Source organism: Nitrospirota bacterium, from assembly GCA_016195565.1.
Classification (GTDB): Bacteria; Nitrospirota; Thermodesulfovibrionia; order Thermodesulfovibrionales; family UBA1546; genus UBA1546.
This window is the reverse complement of record JACPZK010000009.1, coordinates 1-16114: the sequence shown is the minus strand read 5'-3', so window position 1 is coordinate 16114 and position 16114 is coordinate 1. Positions and strand designations below refer to the sequence as shown.

General features: G+C 43.2%; 16 protein-coding genes and 1 pseudogene. 1 reads left to right on the top strand and 16 read right to left on the bottom strand.

Going from position 1 to position 16114, the window contains the following annotated elements; genetic code table 11:
• The first annotated feature begins 115 nt into the window (after nt 1-115).
• On the top strand, nt 116-2464 hold the full coding sequence (locus tag HY035_03825) for a response regulator (GenBank protein ID MBI3377517.1): 2349 nt from the start codon (nt 116-118) through the stop codon (nt 2462-2464).
• Here the strand turns inward: HY035_03825 and HY035_03820 are convergent.
• The 16 genes and pseudogenes from HY035_03820 to HY035_03745 all read right to left on the bottom strand — a co-directional run bounded on the left by HY035_03820 (nt 2448) and on the right by HY035_03745 (nt 15886).
• The gene (locus HY035_03820; GenBank protein MBI3377516.1) at nt 2448-3314 is read right to left on the bottom strand and encodes a TIGR02757 family protein; all 867 of its coding nucleotides are present in this window, start codon (nt 3312-3314) and stop codon (nt 2448-2450) included. The genes HY035_03825 and HY035_03820 overlap by 17 nt on opposite strands.
• Nucleotides 3301-4791 carry a YchF/TatD family DNA exonuclease gene (locus HY035_03815; protein ID MBI3377515.1) on the bottom strand — a complete coding sequence of 497 codons (1491 nt, stop codon included), beginning with the start codon at nt 4789-4791 and terminating at the stop codon, nt 3301-3303. The genes HY035_03820 and HY035_03815 overlap by 14 nt, the downstream gene beginning before the upstream one ends.
• Nucleotides 4760-5968 (bottom strand): 2,3-bisphosphoglycerate-independent phosphoglycerate mutase, encoded by a 1209-nt coding sequence (locus tag HY035_03810; protein ID MBI3377514.1) that lies wholly within the window; start codon nt 5966-5968, stop codon nt 4760-4762. The genes HY035_03815 and HY035_03810 overlap by 32 nt, the downstream gene beginning before the upstream one ends.
• Nucleotides 5969-6085: 117 nt before the next feature.
• Nucleotides 6086-6973 carry a complex I NDUFA9 subunit family protein gene (locus HY035_03805; protein MBI3377513.1) on the bottom strand — a complete coding sequence of 296 codons (888 nt, stop codon included), beginning with the start codon at nt 6971-6973 and terminating at the stop codon, nt 6086-6088.
• Nucleotides 6974-7078: 105 nt separating this feature from the next.
• Nucleotides 7079-8625: pseudogene (locus HY035_03800) on the bottom strand (fumarate hydratase).
• 302 nt (nt 8626-8927) lie between these two features.
• Complete coding sequence (locus tag HY035_03795) at nt 8928-9596, bottom strand: SurA N-terminal domain-containing protein (GenBank protein ID MBI3377512.1); 669 nt, start codon at nt 9594-9596, stop codon at nt 8928-8930.
• Nucleotides 9597-9795: 199 nt separating this feature from the next.
• Nucleotides 9796-10383 carry a GTPase domain-containing protein gene (locus HY035_03790; protein MBI3377511.1) on the bottom strand — a complete coding sequence of 196 codons (588 nt, stop codon included), beginning with the start codon at nt 10381-10383 and terminating at the stop codon, nt 9796-9798.
• A gap of 12 nt (nt 10384-10395) precedes the next feature.
• Nucleotides 10396-10893, bottom strand: coding sequence for a roadblock/LC7 domain-containing protein (locus HY035_03785; protein MBI3377510.1), 498 nt, complete (start codon nt 10891-10893; stop codon nt 10396-10398).
• A 201-nt stretch (nt 10894-11094) separates the two neighbouring features.
• Entirely contained in the window at nt 11095-12027 is a 933-nt protein-coding gene (locus HY035_03780) for a pyruvate ferredoxin oxidoreductase (protein ID MBI3377509.1), read from the bottom strand.
• Between the two features lies 1 nt (nt 12028).
• Nucleotides 12029-13213 (bottom strand): pyruvate ferredoxin oxidoreductase, encoded by a 1185-nt coding sequence (gene porA / locus HY035_03775; GenBank protein MBI3377508.1) that lies wholly within the window; start codon nt 13211-13213, stop codon nt 12029-12031.
• The gene (locus HY035_03770) at nt 13210-13503 is read right to left on the bottom strand and encodes a 4Fe-4S binding protein (GenBank protein ID MBI3377507.1); all 294 of its coding nucleotides are present in this window, start codon (nt 13501-13503) and stop codon (nt 13210-13212) included. Before HY035_03770 ends, porA begins: the two co-directional genes overlap by 4 nt.
• Nucleotides 13500-14075, bottom strand: a complete 576-nt coding sequence (locus tag HY035_03765; GenBank protein ID MBI3377506.1) for a 2-oxoacid:acceptor oxidoreductase family protein — start codon at nt 14073-14075, stop codon at nt 13500-13502. The genes HY035_03770 and HY035_03765 overlap by 4 nt, the downstream gene beginning before the upstream one ends.
• Nucleotides 14076-14277: 202 nt before the next feature.
• Nucleotides 14278-14430, bottom strand: a complete 153-nt coding sequence (locus HY035_03760; GenBank protein ID MBI3377505.1) for a hypothetical protein — start codon at nt 14428-14430, stop codon at nt 14278-14280.
• Nucleotides 14427-14729 carry a hypothetical protein gene (locus HY035_03755; protein MBI3377504.1) on the bottom strand — a complete coding sequence of 101 codons (303 nt, stop codon included), beginning with the start codon at nt 14727-14729 and terminating at the stop codon, nt 14427-14429. The genes HY035_03760 and HY035_03755 overlap by 4 nt, the downstream gene beginning before the upstream one ends.
• The gene (locus HY035_03750; GenBank protein MBI3377503.1) at nt 14726-15202 is read right to left on the bottom strand and encodes a hypothetical protein; all 477 of its coding nucleotides are present in this window, start codon (nt 15200-15202) and stop codon (nt 14726-14728) included. The genes HY035_03755 and HY035_03750 overlap by 4 nt, the downstream gene beginning before the upstream one ends.
• 264 nt (nt 15203-15466) lie before the next feature.
• Nucleotides 15467-15886 carry a hypothetical protein gene (locus HY035_03745; GenBank protein MBI3377502.1) on the bottom strand — a complete coding sequence of 140 codons (420 nt, stop codon included), beginning with the start codon at nt 15884-15886 and terminating at the stop codon, nt 15467-15469.
• Nucleotides 15887-16114 lie beyond the last annotated feature (228 nt).

The window sequence follows — 16114 nt, the reverse complement described above, 5'->3', positions numbered from 1 at the left end:
GTCATTCCCCGATTAAATCGGGGAATCCAGTCCCTTAGTTCTGGATTCTCTGGTCAAGCCAGAGAATGACAATATATTAATTGCTTACAAATCGATAAGTTAGAGGTATGTTCGTATGAAAGAATATTTAAACAGGATAACAAAGAGCCTTGCATTCAGGATTTTCATTCCACTATTTACAATAGCATTGATATCAGGGCTGGTCCTTTATATATTCGTACTCCGCTCGGTGTCAGGCTTTGCAGATGAACACATAAAAGGAAACATTTCAGACATGTCCCTTGATATATACAATATATGCGATAAAAACCTGAATGACCTTTTAATGAAGGGACTATTAGCAGATGAGAAATCTGTAAGATTCAGGAAGGGCCTGACAATAGGCATGATAGAAGACTATATGAAACAGAATGGCCTTAAGGGCGCTATCATAGAAAAGGAAAAGGAAATACTGAGAATCGGTGACTTTTCGACGGAACTTTTACAAACAATAGAAGATACAGAAGAACATACAGTCTCACTCTTAAAATATGCAGGAGAAAGATATTATGCAACTCACTCTCACTTTGAACCGTGGAACTGGCATTTTATATTAATAAAAGACGCAACTGCCTATTCCGGACTGATACATAAGGTGAACCGTGCATATGCGTCAGCAGCCATTATATTTTTTGTAGTGCTTTTTTTCTCCCTCTACTTCCTGAACAGATATATCAGATACCCTGTAAGCACAATTATAAAATCCATCAAGAAGAGTGAAAAGCCCGAATACAGAGGCATCTACGAGTTTGAATTCCTGAGCGATAATATCAGTCAGACAATGGAGTCTTTGCAGAAAGAAACAAAGATGCTCAACAACCTTTACTACATAACAGTGTCAAAAAAAGGCGAGGATTTTTTTGATGAGGTTGTAATGGCTATTGGCAGGATGTTCGGCCTGAACTCCCTCATAGCAAGGGTCAGCCCTGATGGAGAGGCCGCAGAGGTTATGTCATTGTATCTGAAGGGAGAACTTAAGAAAAACCTGAAGATTTCCCTGAAAGGCACGCCCTGTGAGGGTGTGGTGGCAAAGAAGCATATGTGCGTTATTGAAAGAGATGCTTATAAACAGTTCCCTAATGCGGACCTCCTGTTATCAATAAAGGCTGACTCTTACATAGGCCTTGCTGTGTTTAATAGAAAGAATGATGTGGTGGGGATTGTGAATGCCTTTGGCCAACAAAAAGAATTTTCAGAGTCAGACATAAAGGTCTTACAGTCCATAGGACAGATGGTTGCGGCAGAATTTGAGAGATTGAGCGAAGAGAAAGAAAAAGAGGCATTAAGAGAGCAGCTTTTCCATGGACAGAAACTTGAGGCGATAGGCACCCTTGCAGGCGGCATTGCGCATGACTTTAACAACATGCTTCAGGGAATCCTCGGATATGCGGCATACCTTAAGATGAAGGTTCCGGTTGATGACCCTATGTATGAGCCGCTCACTGTAATAGAAGATTCAGCGGAAAGAGCGGCAGACTTAACAAAGAAGCTCCTCGGTTTTGCCAGAAAGGGGAAATATATTCCTGAACCATTAAATCTGAATGATGTTGCGGAAAATGTAATACCGATTATAACAAGGACTTTTGACAGATCAATAAAGATACAAACAGCTCTCAAAAGTGACCTGTGGATAGTAGAAGGAGACAGGAGCCAGATTGAACATGTAATCCTGAATATGTGCCTTAATGCAAGGGACGCAATGCCTGAAGGAGGAATCCTGAGCATTGAAACATTTAATACTGAGATAACGAAAGAAACAAAACCGTACAGGCATATGAAAGAAGGAAAATACGCTGTCATAAAGGTCATAGACACAGGCACAGGCATGGATGAAGAAACCCTGAAGCGCATCTTTGAACCGTTTTTCACCACAAAGGAAGTGGGCAAAGGCACGGGGATGGGACTGCCAATGGCTTATGGAGTTGTGAAAAACCATAATGGCTTTATCGAAGTTGACAGCGCACCCGGTAAAGGCTCGGCCTTTACAATATATCTTCCTGCAATCGGGGAAAAGGCTGAAAGAGAGATAGAAATTGCAAAACCGCTTCATAAGGGAAAAGGGGGCATACTTGTTATTGATGATGAAGAGATTATAAGGAATGTTGCAAGGGATATATTACACGAGCTTGGCTATGATGTTCTTCTTGCATCAGGCGGCAAAGAAGGCATTAAGATTTACGCTGATAAAAAAGATATTATAGCCCTTGTTATTCTGGATATGATTATGCCGGAAATGGGAGGCAAAGAAACATTCAAAAAGCTGAAGGAAATAAACCCGGACGTGAAGATACTCATTTCGTCAGGTTACGGCCAGGACAGCCTTCCGGAACAGGCCATGGACAATGGCGAGGCAGGTTTTATCCAGAAACCATATAACATAAACGAGATAGCTAAAGTCATTAACAAGGTCATTTCTTCTGCCTGAACTGAATTCCTTTTTTTAATAAACACTTCATGCACCTGCTGTCTTTTATATCATTCTTTGAACTGCACAAGCCTGAAATCCCGTAATGGCACATTGCAAAATCATATTTAAGCGGGTCCTCGGAATCAAGTTTCTTTAATGCGGTTGTTATCTCAACAGCCATTTTCCAATCCTGAGATTTGCGCTTTGTAAAGCCAAGGCATCTTGAAATCTTCGCTATGTGAGTGTCCAGAGGGATAATGAGCTTGTTTTCAGGTATGCCCTCCCAGACGCCAAAATCAATGTCTTTATCCCTTATCATCCACCGCAGAAAAAGGTTCATCCTCTTGCATGCGCTGCCTTTTGAAGGCGAAGGAAAGAACTGGAGCAAACCGCTTGGTTTTAAATTCTTTTCGTAAATATCGGATGTGTCTGTCTTAAGGGCGTAATCTATAAAACCTGTCAGGGCCTTGCCTGTATCAGAATCGGTTTTTTTATAAAAACTTTTAAAAACATTTTCTATGGATTTATGACTTCTGAGCAAACTGCTTATGACATAGAGAAGGCAGATGACATCCTTATTCTCGTTAAACCTGTAGTTTATCCCCGAGAACAGCCTGCCGTCTTTCTTTGCTTTAAACTCCATGAGAAAATTGTATGGACTGTCGCGCATTGCCGAAAGGATTTTTTCTATTACAGGCTTGAATAAACCAACTTTTCCGTAGGCAAAACACGAAGCTATAAAGCCCGCAATTTCTATGTCTTCGCGCCTTTTGTATCTGTGAGGAAATTCTATGGGGTCATGGAGTATTCTTGCTTCAAAATCGTACTCGCTGTAAAACTTATCAAGAACTTGTTTAACCGACAACATCCAGCTTCCTTACCCTGAGCGTAACGCCTAATTCATCCGTTATCTTCCTGCATTTCTCAACATCAACGCCTTCCATTTCTACAACAGTAGCCTGAACATCAGGAATATACTGCTTGGCCTCCTTTATGAATGCTATGACCTCATGGAATGCATCTTTAAAATCAGGCGAGCATATCCTGTCGTAAACCTTCTCATCCTGTGCATCAAGGCTGACAGAGATGACATCCACGAAACCTTTTAATTCAGGAAGTATGTTCCGGCGGTTTATAATGCTGCCGTGCCCGTTTGTATTAATCCTGACCCTGCCGCCTCTCTCTTTTATCCACCGGGCAAGATTTTTAACTATTTCAAATCTCAGAAACGGCTCGCCATAGCCGCAGAAAACAATCTCTTTATATTGAGCAGGGCCGCCTATCGCTGTTTTAAGTTCTTCTTCTGTCGGTTCAGAGGAAAGCCTGAGGTTATGCCCCTTCACATAGTCGCTATGAAACCTCACACAGAACGAGCACTTGTTTGTGCATCTGTTCGTTATATTTAGATAAAGGCTGTCTCGTATCTTATAGGTTATCTCCCCCTGCTGAATGGACTTTCCTATCCTGAAAAGCCGCCTTGCATTGAGTGTTGTAATCCTTGCAATATCTTCAAGGCTCACCCTTCTCACCTCCGCTATTTTCTCAGCGGTATTAACCATAAAAGCCGGTTCGTTCCTTCTGCCCCTGAACGGTTCCGGCGTGAGATATGGAGCATCCGTCTCTATGAGGAGATAATCATCAGGGATTGCCCCTGCTGTCTCCCGTAATTTGCCTGCATTCTTAAATGTCACCGGCCCTGCTATGGATATGTAAAGCCCCATCTCCATAGCCTTTTCCGCCATATCCATGTCTCCTGAGAAGCAGTGCAGAACTCCCCTGTTTATCCCTGAATCTTCGAGTATTTCAAGCGTATCTTTTTTTGCCTCTCTGCTGTGTATGATTACCGGCAGTTCAAGCTCTTTTGCAAGAAGCAGATGTTTTTTAAAAACCTCTTTCTGAACATCACGGGGCGAGTTGTCGTAATGATAATCAAGCCCGGTCTCACCGATCGCAACAATCTTGGGAAGCGAAGATGCATGATGCATGATGCATGATGCATGATTTTTTAATTCTTTATCCTGTATCCTGTATTCACTCGCCCATTCTTTCAACTGGTTATATATTTCCTCTGTAAAATCCTTTGCATCATGCGGATGTATGCCGACTGATGAGTAAATGAAATCATATTTTTCAGAAAGCCTTAGACTCCCGCTATTGCCTTTCAGATCAGAGCCAACTGTAATAACAGCTTCTATCCTAGCGTCCCTTGCCCTTTGGATAACTTTATCCCTGTCCTCATCAAATTCAGTCATCTCAAGGTGACAATGGGTATCAATCAGGCTGATGGCTGATGGCTGATAGCTGATAGCTGAGTTATGCACCGAATTTTTTAAGACGCAATGCATTTGCGAGCGCTAATGGCATGAGATTAACTGTGGGGAATATTCCGAGTTCTCCTTTGGTACACTCCCTCTCTGAAAAAGAATTGCAGAGCCCTCCAAAGACATAAGCGGAACTGAGGAGCACAGGCACAGGATGCCAGCTATGGCCTTTAAGCAAAGATGGTGTTGAATGGTCGCCTGTAATGATTAAGACCTCCGGCTCCAACGCAAGGATTCTCGGCAGAATGTGGTCAAATCTTTCAATCTCCGCCGCCTTCTCTTTGAAATTGCCGTCCTCTCCGTAAGAATCCACCTTCTTTATATGGACAAAAAAGAAGTCATATTTCTTATAATTCTGCTTCAGAAAATCTATCTCTTCTTTTACGCCTCCTGTTACAACAGGGGCGTCCATGCCGATGAGTTTTGCAAGCCCCCTGTACATCGGATAAGTTGCGATTGCAACTGATTTAAGTCCGTACACTTCCTCAAAATGCGGAATATCAGGCGCCTGAGAAAAGCCTCTGAGCAGGATAGCGTTTGCCGCATCCTGATTCCTAATGATTTCTGTCACTGCCTTTATCAGTTTTTCTATTATCTTCGCAGCCTTTTCTGCCTGCGGATACATCGGCGTAACTTTGACCGGAGCTTTCCCCTCTTTCTGAGGGTCTGTATCCATAATATCTGCAGCGCCCTTTTCCAGCGGTTCAGGAAATCTCAAAACAACGGCAAACCTGTGTTCCATCCCCGGAGCAAAAATCACCTCTGCGTTTTCAATCTTCCTTATTTTCTTTTGCAGCCCCTCTGTAATCTTCCGGCTTTTCTCCGTCGGTATCCTGCCAGCGCGCCGGTCCTTAATAACACCATTTTCAATTGTCGCATAATTGCACCTGACAGCTATATCGGTCTTTTTTAATTCTATTCCAAGCCCGAGAGCCTCAAGCACACCTCTTCCTATCTGCCATTTTATCGTGTCATAACCAAAGAGCGCTAAATGTCCGGGCCCGCTTCCCGGCGTTATGCCGAAAGACACGGGCGTATGCAGTCCGCACGCTGAATTCCTTGCAAGCATATCAAAGTTTGGAATGTCGGCAACTTCCAGTTCGCTCTTGCCGTGCATAGGAAGCCCTCCGAGGCCGTCAAGAACAACCATCACTATCTTTGAATCATTTTTCTGGATAATACTTTTAACGATGTCCTGCATAAAATCCTCTGCTTTCTAAAATACTTCTCTCCCCTTAATGACAGCTATAGTAAAATATTACTTTAAAGGAGATTCTGTTTGCAAGTTGAGGCCGCTGTATTCTCCTAACGTAAAAATTCATTTATTGATAAATTCCTTTAAGGCGTCTTTATATTTTACAGGTTTGAATCCAAAGTTTTTCTCCACAGAATGCATATCGCATATATTATCAGTTTCAAGCAGCCTTAGCTGCTCGGAGCTTACAGGCAGGAAAGGAATGGTCTTTTCAGCAATCAATGCTCCAAACTTCATAAGTCCCATAGGTATGTGTGTTATTGTTTTTTTTGATTTCATTACATCGGCAAGGCCCTTGACTATCTCATTGTATGTGAGCTGCTGCGGCCCGCCAATCTCAAATATCCCTTTGAACGAATCAGGCGATGCAAGCACCTTTAGCATGCAGCTTACCCAGTCGTTTATATAAATGGGCTGCAATCTTGATTTTCCATCGCCGGGTATTGGAATAACAGGAGATATTTTTATGAGGTCTCTCAGCTTTTTGGTAAATCCATCCCATTTGCCTATTATCAGCGAGGGCCTGAAGATTGTAAAAGGAATGCCTGATGATGCCACTATCTCCTCAGCCTCCGCCTTTGTCCTGAGATAGCCTGACCATGAACTCTTGTCAGCTCCGAGAGCGCTCTGATAAAAAAAGTGTTTCACCCCTGCCCTCTTCGCCTCAGCAATCAGATTCTTTGTTCCCTCTACATGAACGCTCTTAAAAGTGGATGAACCCTTTTCTTCTATTATTCCGACAAGATGAATTACGAAATCCACCCTGTCCAACGCCCCTTCGATTGTCTCTGGAATTGTGATGTCTCCGGAGAAAACATCAATGCCTTTTTCTCTTAATGCTTTTTCCGCCTTCTCGGAACGGGCAAGACACCTGAACTTATAACTGTTTTTCAGCAGTGCATCCATAAGATGCCCGCCGACAAAGCCCGATGCCCCGGCAATAAAGATCATGATTTATCCCTTTTGTCATTGCGAGCCGAAGGCGTGGCAATCTAACTTTTTTAAGATTGCTTCGTCGTCCCCCGATAACGTCGGGAGACTCCTCGCAATAACACGTTAAATTAACAATCTCTTTAAATTAGCATATGATATCTTCGCAATATCGCTATGCAGGCTTTTTCCGTGTGCATCCATCGTCACTATCGCAGGAAAATTCTCCACCTCCAGCAGCCACATCGCCTCAGGAACACCGAACTCTTCGAGCTTCCAGACATCAACAACCCTTTTTACCCTGTCAGCAAGATACGCTGCTGCGCCCCCAATGGTATGGAAATATACGCAGCCGTTTTTTTTCATTGCTTCAAGAGTGCGCTCGCACATGCCGCCCTTTCCCATAACGCCCCTGATTCCGTACGAAGATATTATCCTGTGTTCATACGTCTCTACCCTTATGCTTGTTGTCGGCCCCGATGCAACAATCTTATAGCCGCTATCGGATTTTTTGACTATAGGCCCGCAATGATAAAGAACCGTCCCGCTGAGATTGAAAGGAATTTCCTTCTTTGACGGCCTTTCATAAAAGAGGAATTTATGTATCTTATCCCTTCCGGTTACTATCATGCCGTTTATTAAAACCACATCGCCAACTTTTAGGTTAAAGACATCTTTTTTAGTTAAGGGAAGGTTAATTATCTTTTTTTGTTGAATTTTCAACTTTTCACTTTTAACTTTAAACTTTTTCTCTACCATATCAGCCTTCCTCTTCTGTTAGCCCAGCAGCATACAGATATATCCACAAAGTAAGATGCAGGATGGCGGTGGTTAACGCCTATCTTTACACCAAGAGCAGTGATTTTTCCTCCAAAACCAAGAGGGCCTATGCCGAGGGTGTTTATTTCCTGCAGCAGTCTTTTTTCAAGCTTAAAAAGAACCTCAATATTATTCGTATCAGTCAGTCTTCTCATAAGCTGTTCCTTTGCAAGACGAGTAACCTGATCTTTTGCCGCTCCTATTCCAACTCCGATGGTATATGGCGAACATCCTCTGCCCTGCGCCCTATAAACCGCATCAAGAACGCATTTTCTTACGCCGTCAATATCCCTGTCAGCAATAACTGTTATGGCGTTATGGCGTCCAGCGTTGTGCGTTAAAGATTTCTTTTTCCCTATAACGCTATAACTCTCAACGCTCAACGAAGTTGGAAGCTTGTATGTCTGTCCCACATTTTCACAGCCTGCGCCTTTAAGCATCAGGTCTATTGAAAGGGTGCTGTCAGGCGTCTCCCTGAAATAGATTACAGGGAATCCTATGCCTGTATTGTCTCCTGTATTTTTATCTGTGATTATATCAACGGCATTCGGCCTTAACGGGACTTTTTCAGTTGCAATGCGGGTTGCCTCTATGATTGTCTTTTCAAGTTCAATCTGGCTTAGGCCTATCGGGGTTTTAACATAAAAAACAGGCACGCCGGTATCCTGACAGATAGGCCTTGCAGTCTCTCTTGCAATGCGTATATTTTCAAGAATTACCTCCAGAGCATGCCTTGCATTTGAACCTTTCTTTTCAGAAACACACGCTGCCTTAAGCGCATCCTCAACATCAGGAGGCAATGATGTTGCGACTTTTCTGTAAAGCTCCACTATACCATCGCGCAGTTTCAGCATATTAAAAGTATATCATTTATCAGTATGAATTAGGCAATTGACTACATCAAACTTGTCATTCCGCACTTGATGCGGAATCCAGTTTTTTTCTGGATTCCCCGATTAAATCGGGGAATGACAATCGCCACAGGCGATTCGCCGAGGCGAAGGGGGTCGGGGAATGACGTTAATAATATTAATGTTTAACCCCGAAGCAAAGCTTCAGAGAATTCTTTTGCTTGAAAACAGATTATAATGCTTTTGTAAAGGGGATGGCTTTTGAAATCAGGTCTCCGCGCAAGGCGCGGAGACCTGCATATGTTTTACTTCTTGGGCTTCTCTTTTGAAGGCGCTTTCTTCTCTTCCTTTACTGCTTCTTCTTTTTTGGGCTCTTCCTTCTTAACATCTTCTTTCTTAGGCTCCTCTTTTTTGGAAAGGCCTGCAATCGCCTCTTTGTTTACATCAATCTTATATGACTTCTTTAGACTTTCAACATACCCGTCAAAAACTTCCTTCTGTTTCTGCGCTGTCAGCCGCTGTGCAAGCATATCCCTTATCTTTTCAAACTCAATTGTCTTGCCCTGCACCATAAAGTCAGCCTTGTTCTTTTCATAGAAGTCTCTTACATCTTTGTCGGACAACTTTGCCTTATCCTCTATCTCCTTCTCCAATAGGGAACTTATGAGAATCAGTTTCTGGGAATCTGCAACTTTTTTAAGATATGCGGCATCCCTGTCAAGTCCTTTCTTCTTAGCTTCCTGATAGAGAAGCTCTTTTTTGATCAGTTCATCAATAAGCCTCGCTATTCCTTCCTCACCCTCAAACATTTTCTGTGCAAACGGCGGAAGCGCTTCAACCTCCTTCTTGAGGTCTTCCTTTGTTATAGTAACGCCGTTTATCTTTACAAGATACTGCCCTTTCTGTTCTTCTTTCTTTGCACAGCCAGCGAATACAAATCCCAAAGCTAATACCAATACAAAAAACCTTTTCATACTATCTCCTTTTCTTTTTTAGTATTTTTCCTAACTAACTACTACTAACTACTGTAGTATTTCTAACACTTCTTTACATTTGTTTTGTTGTCATTCCGCACTTGATGCGGAATCCAGTCCCTGTTTTTTCTGGATTCCTGCCTCCGCAGGAATGACAAAATGTGTAAACTTATTTATGAAACACCACACTACTTTATTACTAATAGTGTTTCTTGAGTTCAAGCAAAACCTGCTTGGCAACACCTTTCAGCGTCTCGAAAACCCCTACGCCGGTAGTTGCCACTCCCTCAAACCACTGGACACCGTTTACATTGAGAAGTTTATTCATCTCTTCGACTGGGGCAACATTAGGAAGGTCTCTCTTGTTGTATTGTACTGCGTATGACAGCTTTTCTATGGCATAGCCCTGCTCTGCAAGATTTATACTGAGATCCTCTAAACTCTCCATGTTAGCCTCCATTCTCTCTATCTGCGAATCAGCAACGAATATGACCCCATCCACTCCCTTAAGGATTAATTTTCTGCTTGCCGCATAAAAGACCTGCCCCGGAACTGTATACAGATGAAACCTTACCTTGAACCCTCTTATGTCACCAAGCGCCAACGGAAGAAAGTCAAAGAACAGAGTCCTCTCGCTTTCCGTAGCCAAAGAGATAAGCTTGCCCTTCTGTTCAGGGTTTGTCTTCTTGTATATGAATTGAAGGTTTGTGGTCTTTCCACAAAGCCCCGGACCGTAATATACGATTTTACAGTTGATTTCTCTGGAAGAATAATTTATAAAAGACACTTATCTTTGCACCTACTTGAAAAGATTATCAATATCCTCATCACTTATCTCCGCGAAGGGCGATTCTGATGCTTTGCCGCCTTCCACTTTTTCTTTTTCTGCCTTGCTCGTTATCTCGTCAAATATTCTTGCGAGGACTTCGGAAGTCTTCTTCACCCTGAGCCTTACAAGCCCGAGCGAAGACCTCTGGTCAAATATCACAACAAGTATAATCCTCTGTCCAATCAATGATATATGGATGTTGTCTTTTTCCCCTTCGTGAAAGAGTATCGTAAATTCCTTTTCTCCAAGAAGCCTTGCAATTCCCCCTGTGGCTGCGATATTTCCCGCTGTAAGTGATGCAAGGGATGTGGTATCAATATTATGGGTATCTCCTGCAGAGGCTATAAGCTGGCCGCTTTTATCCACAAGGAAGACAACGTTTGCATTTGCCTGTTGGTGAAGTCTCTGGAGTTCCTCGTCAATCTTCCCGAACTCATTGTCATACATCACAAGGTCAGAACCGGCCATACTCTATCTCCTCTCTAAACTTGTTATACCTGTAATCTTGTTAGAGAATTTTTAATGTCATTCCCGCGAAAGCGGGAATCCAGAAATCCTGAAAAGAACTGGATTCCGTGTCAAGCACGGAATGACAAAAAATAACGTGCCTCTACTTATGTATTTCTTAGTAAATTATCAGAAATACTATTAATAATCAACTGTAAACTATTATTCTGTTCCTGATGCCTTAATCAGAAAGTCCCACTCCTTGTCCACCATTTCCTGAAAATTTTTAAGCATATTCTCATTTCCAGGAGCAAAAAGGTGCTTGAATCTTCCCTGAGGCCTAAGGAAATCCACAAGCGGCTTCTTTTCCTTTGGCTTAAAGGTTACTTTTGAGACTCCGTTCTCTATCTCATAAAGCGGCCAGTAGCATGTCTCAACAGCGAGCCTGCTGAGCATTATTGCATCGTCTGTCCTTGACCTCCAGCCGCGATTACAAGGGGCGATTATATTCATAAACTTGGGGCCCTTAATTTCAAGCGCCTTTTTTACTTTCTTTACAAGGTCCATCCAGTGGCTTGGCGACGCCTGCGCTGTGTATGGAATATCATGCGCAGCCATTATCTTTGTGAGGTTTTTTCTCGGCTGAGGCTTGCCTTGGATAACGCTTCCCGCAGGACAGGTTGTCGTATCAGCTCCGTAAGGAGTGGCGCTTGAACGCTGAATGCCTGTATTCATATATGCGCCGTTGTCATAGCATACATAAAGCATATCATGCCCGCGCTCCATTGCTCCGGAAAGGCTCTGAAACCCTATGTCATAAGTGCCTCCGTCGCCTCCAAATGCGATGAACTTAATATCCTTGTCAATCTTCCCCTGTTTTTTCAAAGACCTGTACATCGTCTCTACGCCTGAAAGCGTTGCCGCGGCATTCTCAAATGCATTATGTATCCATGGGATTTTCCATGCCGTGTAATCAGATATGCACGTAGAGACTTCAAGACATCCGGTTGCATTGGCTGCAACTATCGGATAGTCCGAAGCAAGAAGCACCATTTTCACAATAATAGGAGCACCGCAGCCTGAACACATCCGGTGCCCTGATGTTAACAGTATCTCTTTTTTTGAAAGTTCTTTTAATGTAAGTGGTGTCGCCATGTTATTCCCTCACCCCGATATATTCTTTAACCGTTTTTACTTTTCCTGTCTTTGCTATCTCAACGAGTTCGTTAATGGCATACTCTGCATGTTCAGGCAGATAATCCCTTCCTCCGAGGCCGTATATCTTATTGACAACCACAGGCTTGTCCTTATAATGATAGAGACTTGATGCTGTCTCCATGAACAAGGGCCCGTAAGAGCCTCCGAATGCATCAGCCCTGTCAAGCACACAGATTGCTTTCAGGTGCTTTAACGCATTTCCTATTTCATCGTACGGGAACGGCCTGAACAACCTTGGCTTCAACAAACCAGCCTTTATTCCTTTTTCCCTGAAAGAATCAATAACATCCTTTGACGTGCCTGCGGCGGAGTTCAGGATAACAATCCCTATCTCAGCATCATCAAGCCTGTACGCCTCAAAAAGCCCGTATTTCCTGCCGGATATTTTTTCAAAGTCCTTAGCGACATCCAATACAATGCCGGGAACCTTTGACATAACCTCAGCATGCGCCTTTCTGTATTCCATATAATAGTCAGGGAGTATCAAAGGCCCGTAACTTACAGGATGCTCCAGATCAAGCAAAGGATTCAACTGCTTATACTCACCGACAAGTTTGCTGACAGCATCATCGTCTATATATTCAATCCTCTCTATTGAATGGCTTATGATAAAACCGTCAAGACAGACCATGACCGGGAGCCTTATATCCATGTGCTCTGCGATGCGGAAGGCCTGAATTGTATTGTCATATGCCTCCTGAGCATTCTCAGACCAGAGTTGTATCCATCCGCAGTCCCTTGCACCCATGCCATCAGAATGATCGCCGTGGATATTTAATGGCGCAGACAAGGCCCTGTTCACAAGTGCCATAACTATCGGCAGCCTTGTGCCTGAAGCGATGAATAATTCTTCCCACATAAGCGCCAGTCCCTGCGAAGAGGTAGCGGTCATAACCCTTCCGCCTGCGGCAGATGCTCCTATGCAGCCGCTCATTGCGCTGTGTTCGCTTTCAACAAGTATCATCTCTGTCTTTACCTTGCCGTCTGATACAAAACTTGTAAATCTCTGCATTATATCTGTCGCAGGGGTTATGGGATATGCTGCGCTTACATCAGGGTTCACCTGCCTCAGCGCATTGGCAACTGCCTCGTTTCCTGTAACTGCAACTACCTTTGCCGTCATTTCCCCTCCTCTTCCATGACGATTGCCTTGTTCCCTTTTTTCCCGGGACACTCAAGAGCGCATATTCCACAGCCCTTGCAATAGTCATAATTAAACCCTGTCATCTTCCCGTCCTTTACAAATACTGCCATATCAGGGCAGTACGCCCAGCAGAAAAGGCACTGAATGCAGTTTTCCTCTATCCATTTCGGCCTGTAGGCCCTCCATGAGCCTGTCTTAAACTGTAAAGCGCTTCCTGCCTCTGTACAAACAGCGCCGGGATTCACATTCTTCCATCCTTTGAGCTTCATCCTTCTTTAACCTCCCCGTATCCGCGCTTTGCAGCTTCAAGATTTCCGTCTATTATCTTCTGTGAGAATTTCTTGCCGAAGCTCTTCCTTACATCTTCAAGGAGATTATCCAGAGTAACAATATTGGTTGCCTTGCATATGGCTCCGAGCATGGGGGCATTCGGCAGCGCCCTTCCGATGCAGTCTATTGCTATCTTTGTAGCATCAACAGTAAAAATCTTTTGTTCCGGTTTTGCTTTGAGCTTCGCCCTTATTTCTTCCGGATTCTTCGACGTGTTAACGAGAAAAATTGCATCTTTTGTAGCGCCTTCAGCAACATTGATGCTGTCAAGCAAGGTAGCGTCAACAATACTTACAATCTGAGGATTCAAAACAGGGCAGTGCATCCTGAGTTCTTTAGAACTAATTCTGTTATACGCCCTCAGAGGCGCGCCGGCCCTTTCAGGCCCGTATTCAGGGAATGCCTGCACATGCCTTCCGCTGCTGAGGCATGCGTCAGCAAGCACCTTTGCGGCAGTGACAGTTCCCTGTCCACCTCTTCCGTGCCACCTGATTTCAACCATATCAGCCATTTTTCCCCTCCACAATAAAAGTCTATAATTTTATCCAATTACCGGCTTATTTTGCAAGCCATCAATCTTAATAGGTTTATTTATTTTTGTGATAGAACAATACGGGTGTTTTCTTATGAGACTTTTATTGCATCAGGCGAAGTCTTATCTTCTAAAGGAATATAAAAATCCCGCGATTCTTGTAATGCCAATGCCGTCAACGCTAACGACCTTCAAGTATTATTTTCTCAATACCTTTTTGGGTAAGTCTTAGTTCTTTTGCCTTTTTAGCTCCGTATTTCTGAAGTTGAAAAAAAGTCCTGTAGAGTTGGTTTACAGACTCGCCTTTTGCTATCAGCTTTGACTCGCGTTTCACTTCTTTGTGCTCTTTTTCTCAACAAAAGAAATAGCCTTCAACGTCTTGTCAGCGTCAATATTTCCGGCAATCCCCATGTCCCAGAAAAGCTCAAGGGTCTCCCGCACCGTAATATCAAGAACATCTGCGGCCTCCCTCAGGCTTACGTCGCCCCGAACATAATTGTCACCCACATATTTTTCAGCCCCAAGCCTCAAGAACTTTCTTATCGTTGTCGGCTCATCAAGCTTTTCCTTTTTCTCTGCAAACTTGACAGCATCCAAAAGGCTGTCGGGCAATCTCAATGACTTTGCTTTCATGACTTCTCCTCCATGTAAAGTTTTGCAACCGCATACTCATCACGGCTGATAAACGGTTTTAATGATTCCAGCATCCCTACCGCAGCTGACCTCTCAACCTTTTTATTTTTATATAGATAAACGAGACAGGCTGTCGCAGTCAGATAAGGAATATTTGCCGCTTCAAGTCTTTTCAAGAACCTCTGATCGTCGCTGGCAATGGCGTCATAATTGCCTCCAAGATAGAGCGAAATAACCTCGGCCTCGCCTTTTGTGGCAGATATTGCAGACGATTTCTTCCATTCGTGCTTAACAACTTGCAATACCTTTCTATCTATGTTCTCTTCGATTATAAAGGCATCCTGATATCCGCGTTCCTTCGCCTCATCCACAGTTTCCTTTTTTACGAGAGGCGGGATGTGGACTTCCATAACAGAGACAATCGCTTCCTTAGCCCCTGACTTGGTCAGTTTTACAAGGCAATCTGAATCCATTACTACCTTCATGTATCATATTGTAACTTTTCAGATACAACTTGTCAAATCCGGCTGAAAGCCGACCGCTGAGGCTGAAGCTGAGTTAGCGAATAGATTATGGCACTTTGAGACTGTCATGAAGTGACTCACCGAGGCGGGTGGAACTATTGAAAAACCGGTCGTTGGGCCTAATTAGTTTTCATTCAAATCATATGCTCAAACTCAATTTAGCAACCATTAATGCGACAACATTAGTTTTATTAGGGACACATCCCATATTTTTTATAAAAGTAGAACTCTCTCCCTGATGTTATCTTCGATTCTATTCAAGTGTTCACTAATTAGCACCTCAACTCCATTAGACTTATCTTTGAGGGTCAATCGCGTCTCTGATAGGAAACTACCGCCTGCTCTTTGATAATACTCATCAAGGCTTTTTGCGGCAAAAAACAATTTACACTTGAATAAAGTTTGTATGATATCTATCGGCGATAACTTTATGCCCAACTCCTCAAAACGTCTAAGCTCATCCAATAGATTTCCAATTAAGTATCTTTGTTTATAATAATTTGTTTTGCCATTCTCGTCGAGCAAGGGCATTCGAAGTGATAAGGATACTTCTTTATTGGCCTCGTTATCAAGATGCGAATAAATATCTTGTCCGATTGCCTTCCTCAATTTATCCTGATAGAGTTCGGCCATAAGATTGATATATCACAGGATGTTAAAAAATCTCAACATAAAAGTCACGTTTACTTTAAACATCTGCGGGTCAGTACAATTGGGGTCAGTGTCCTGCTCGACTTTTTCGGAACAACTATTTCGAGTTTAAAGTTAGTCCCACCAGATTTTCAAGTTTATAATAATTAGCCGGGATATCATATCCCAGCGCCTCATGCGGCCTATAGGTATTGTATTTTATCCTGTAGG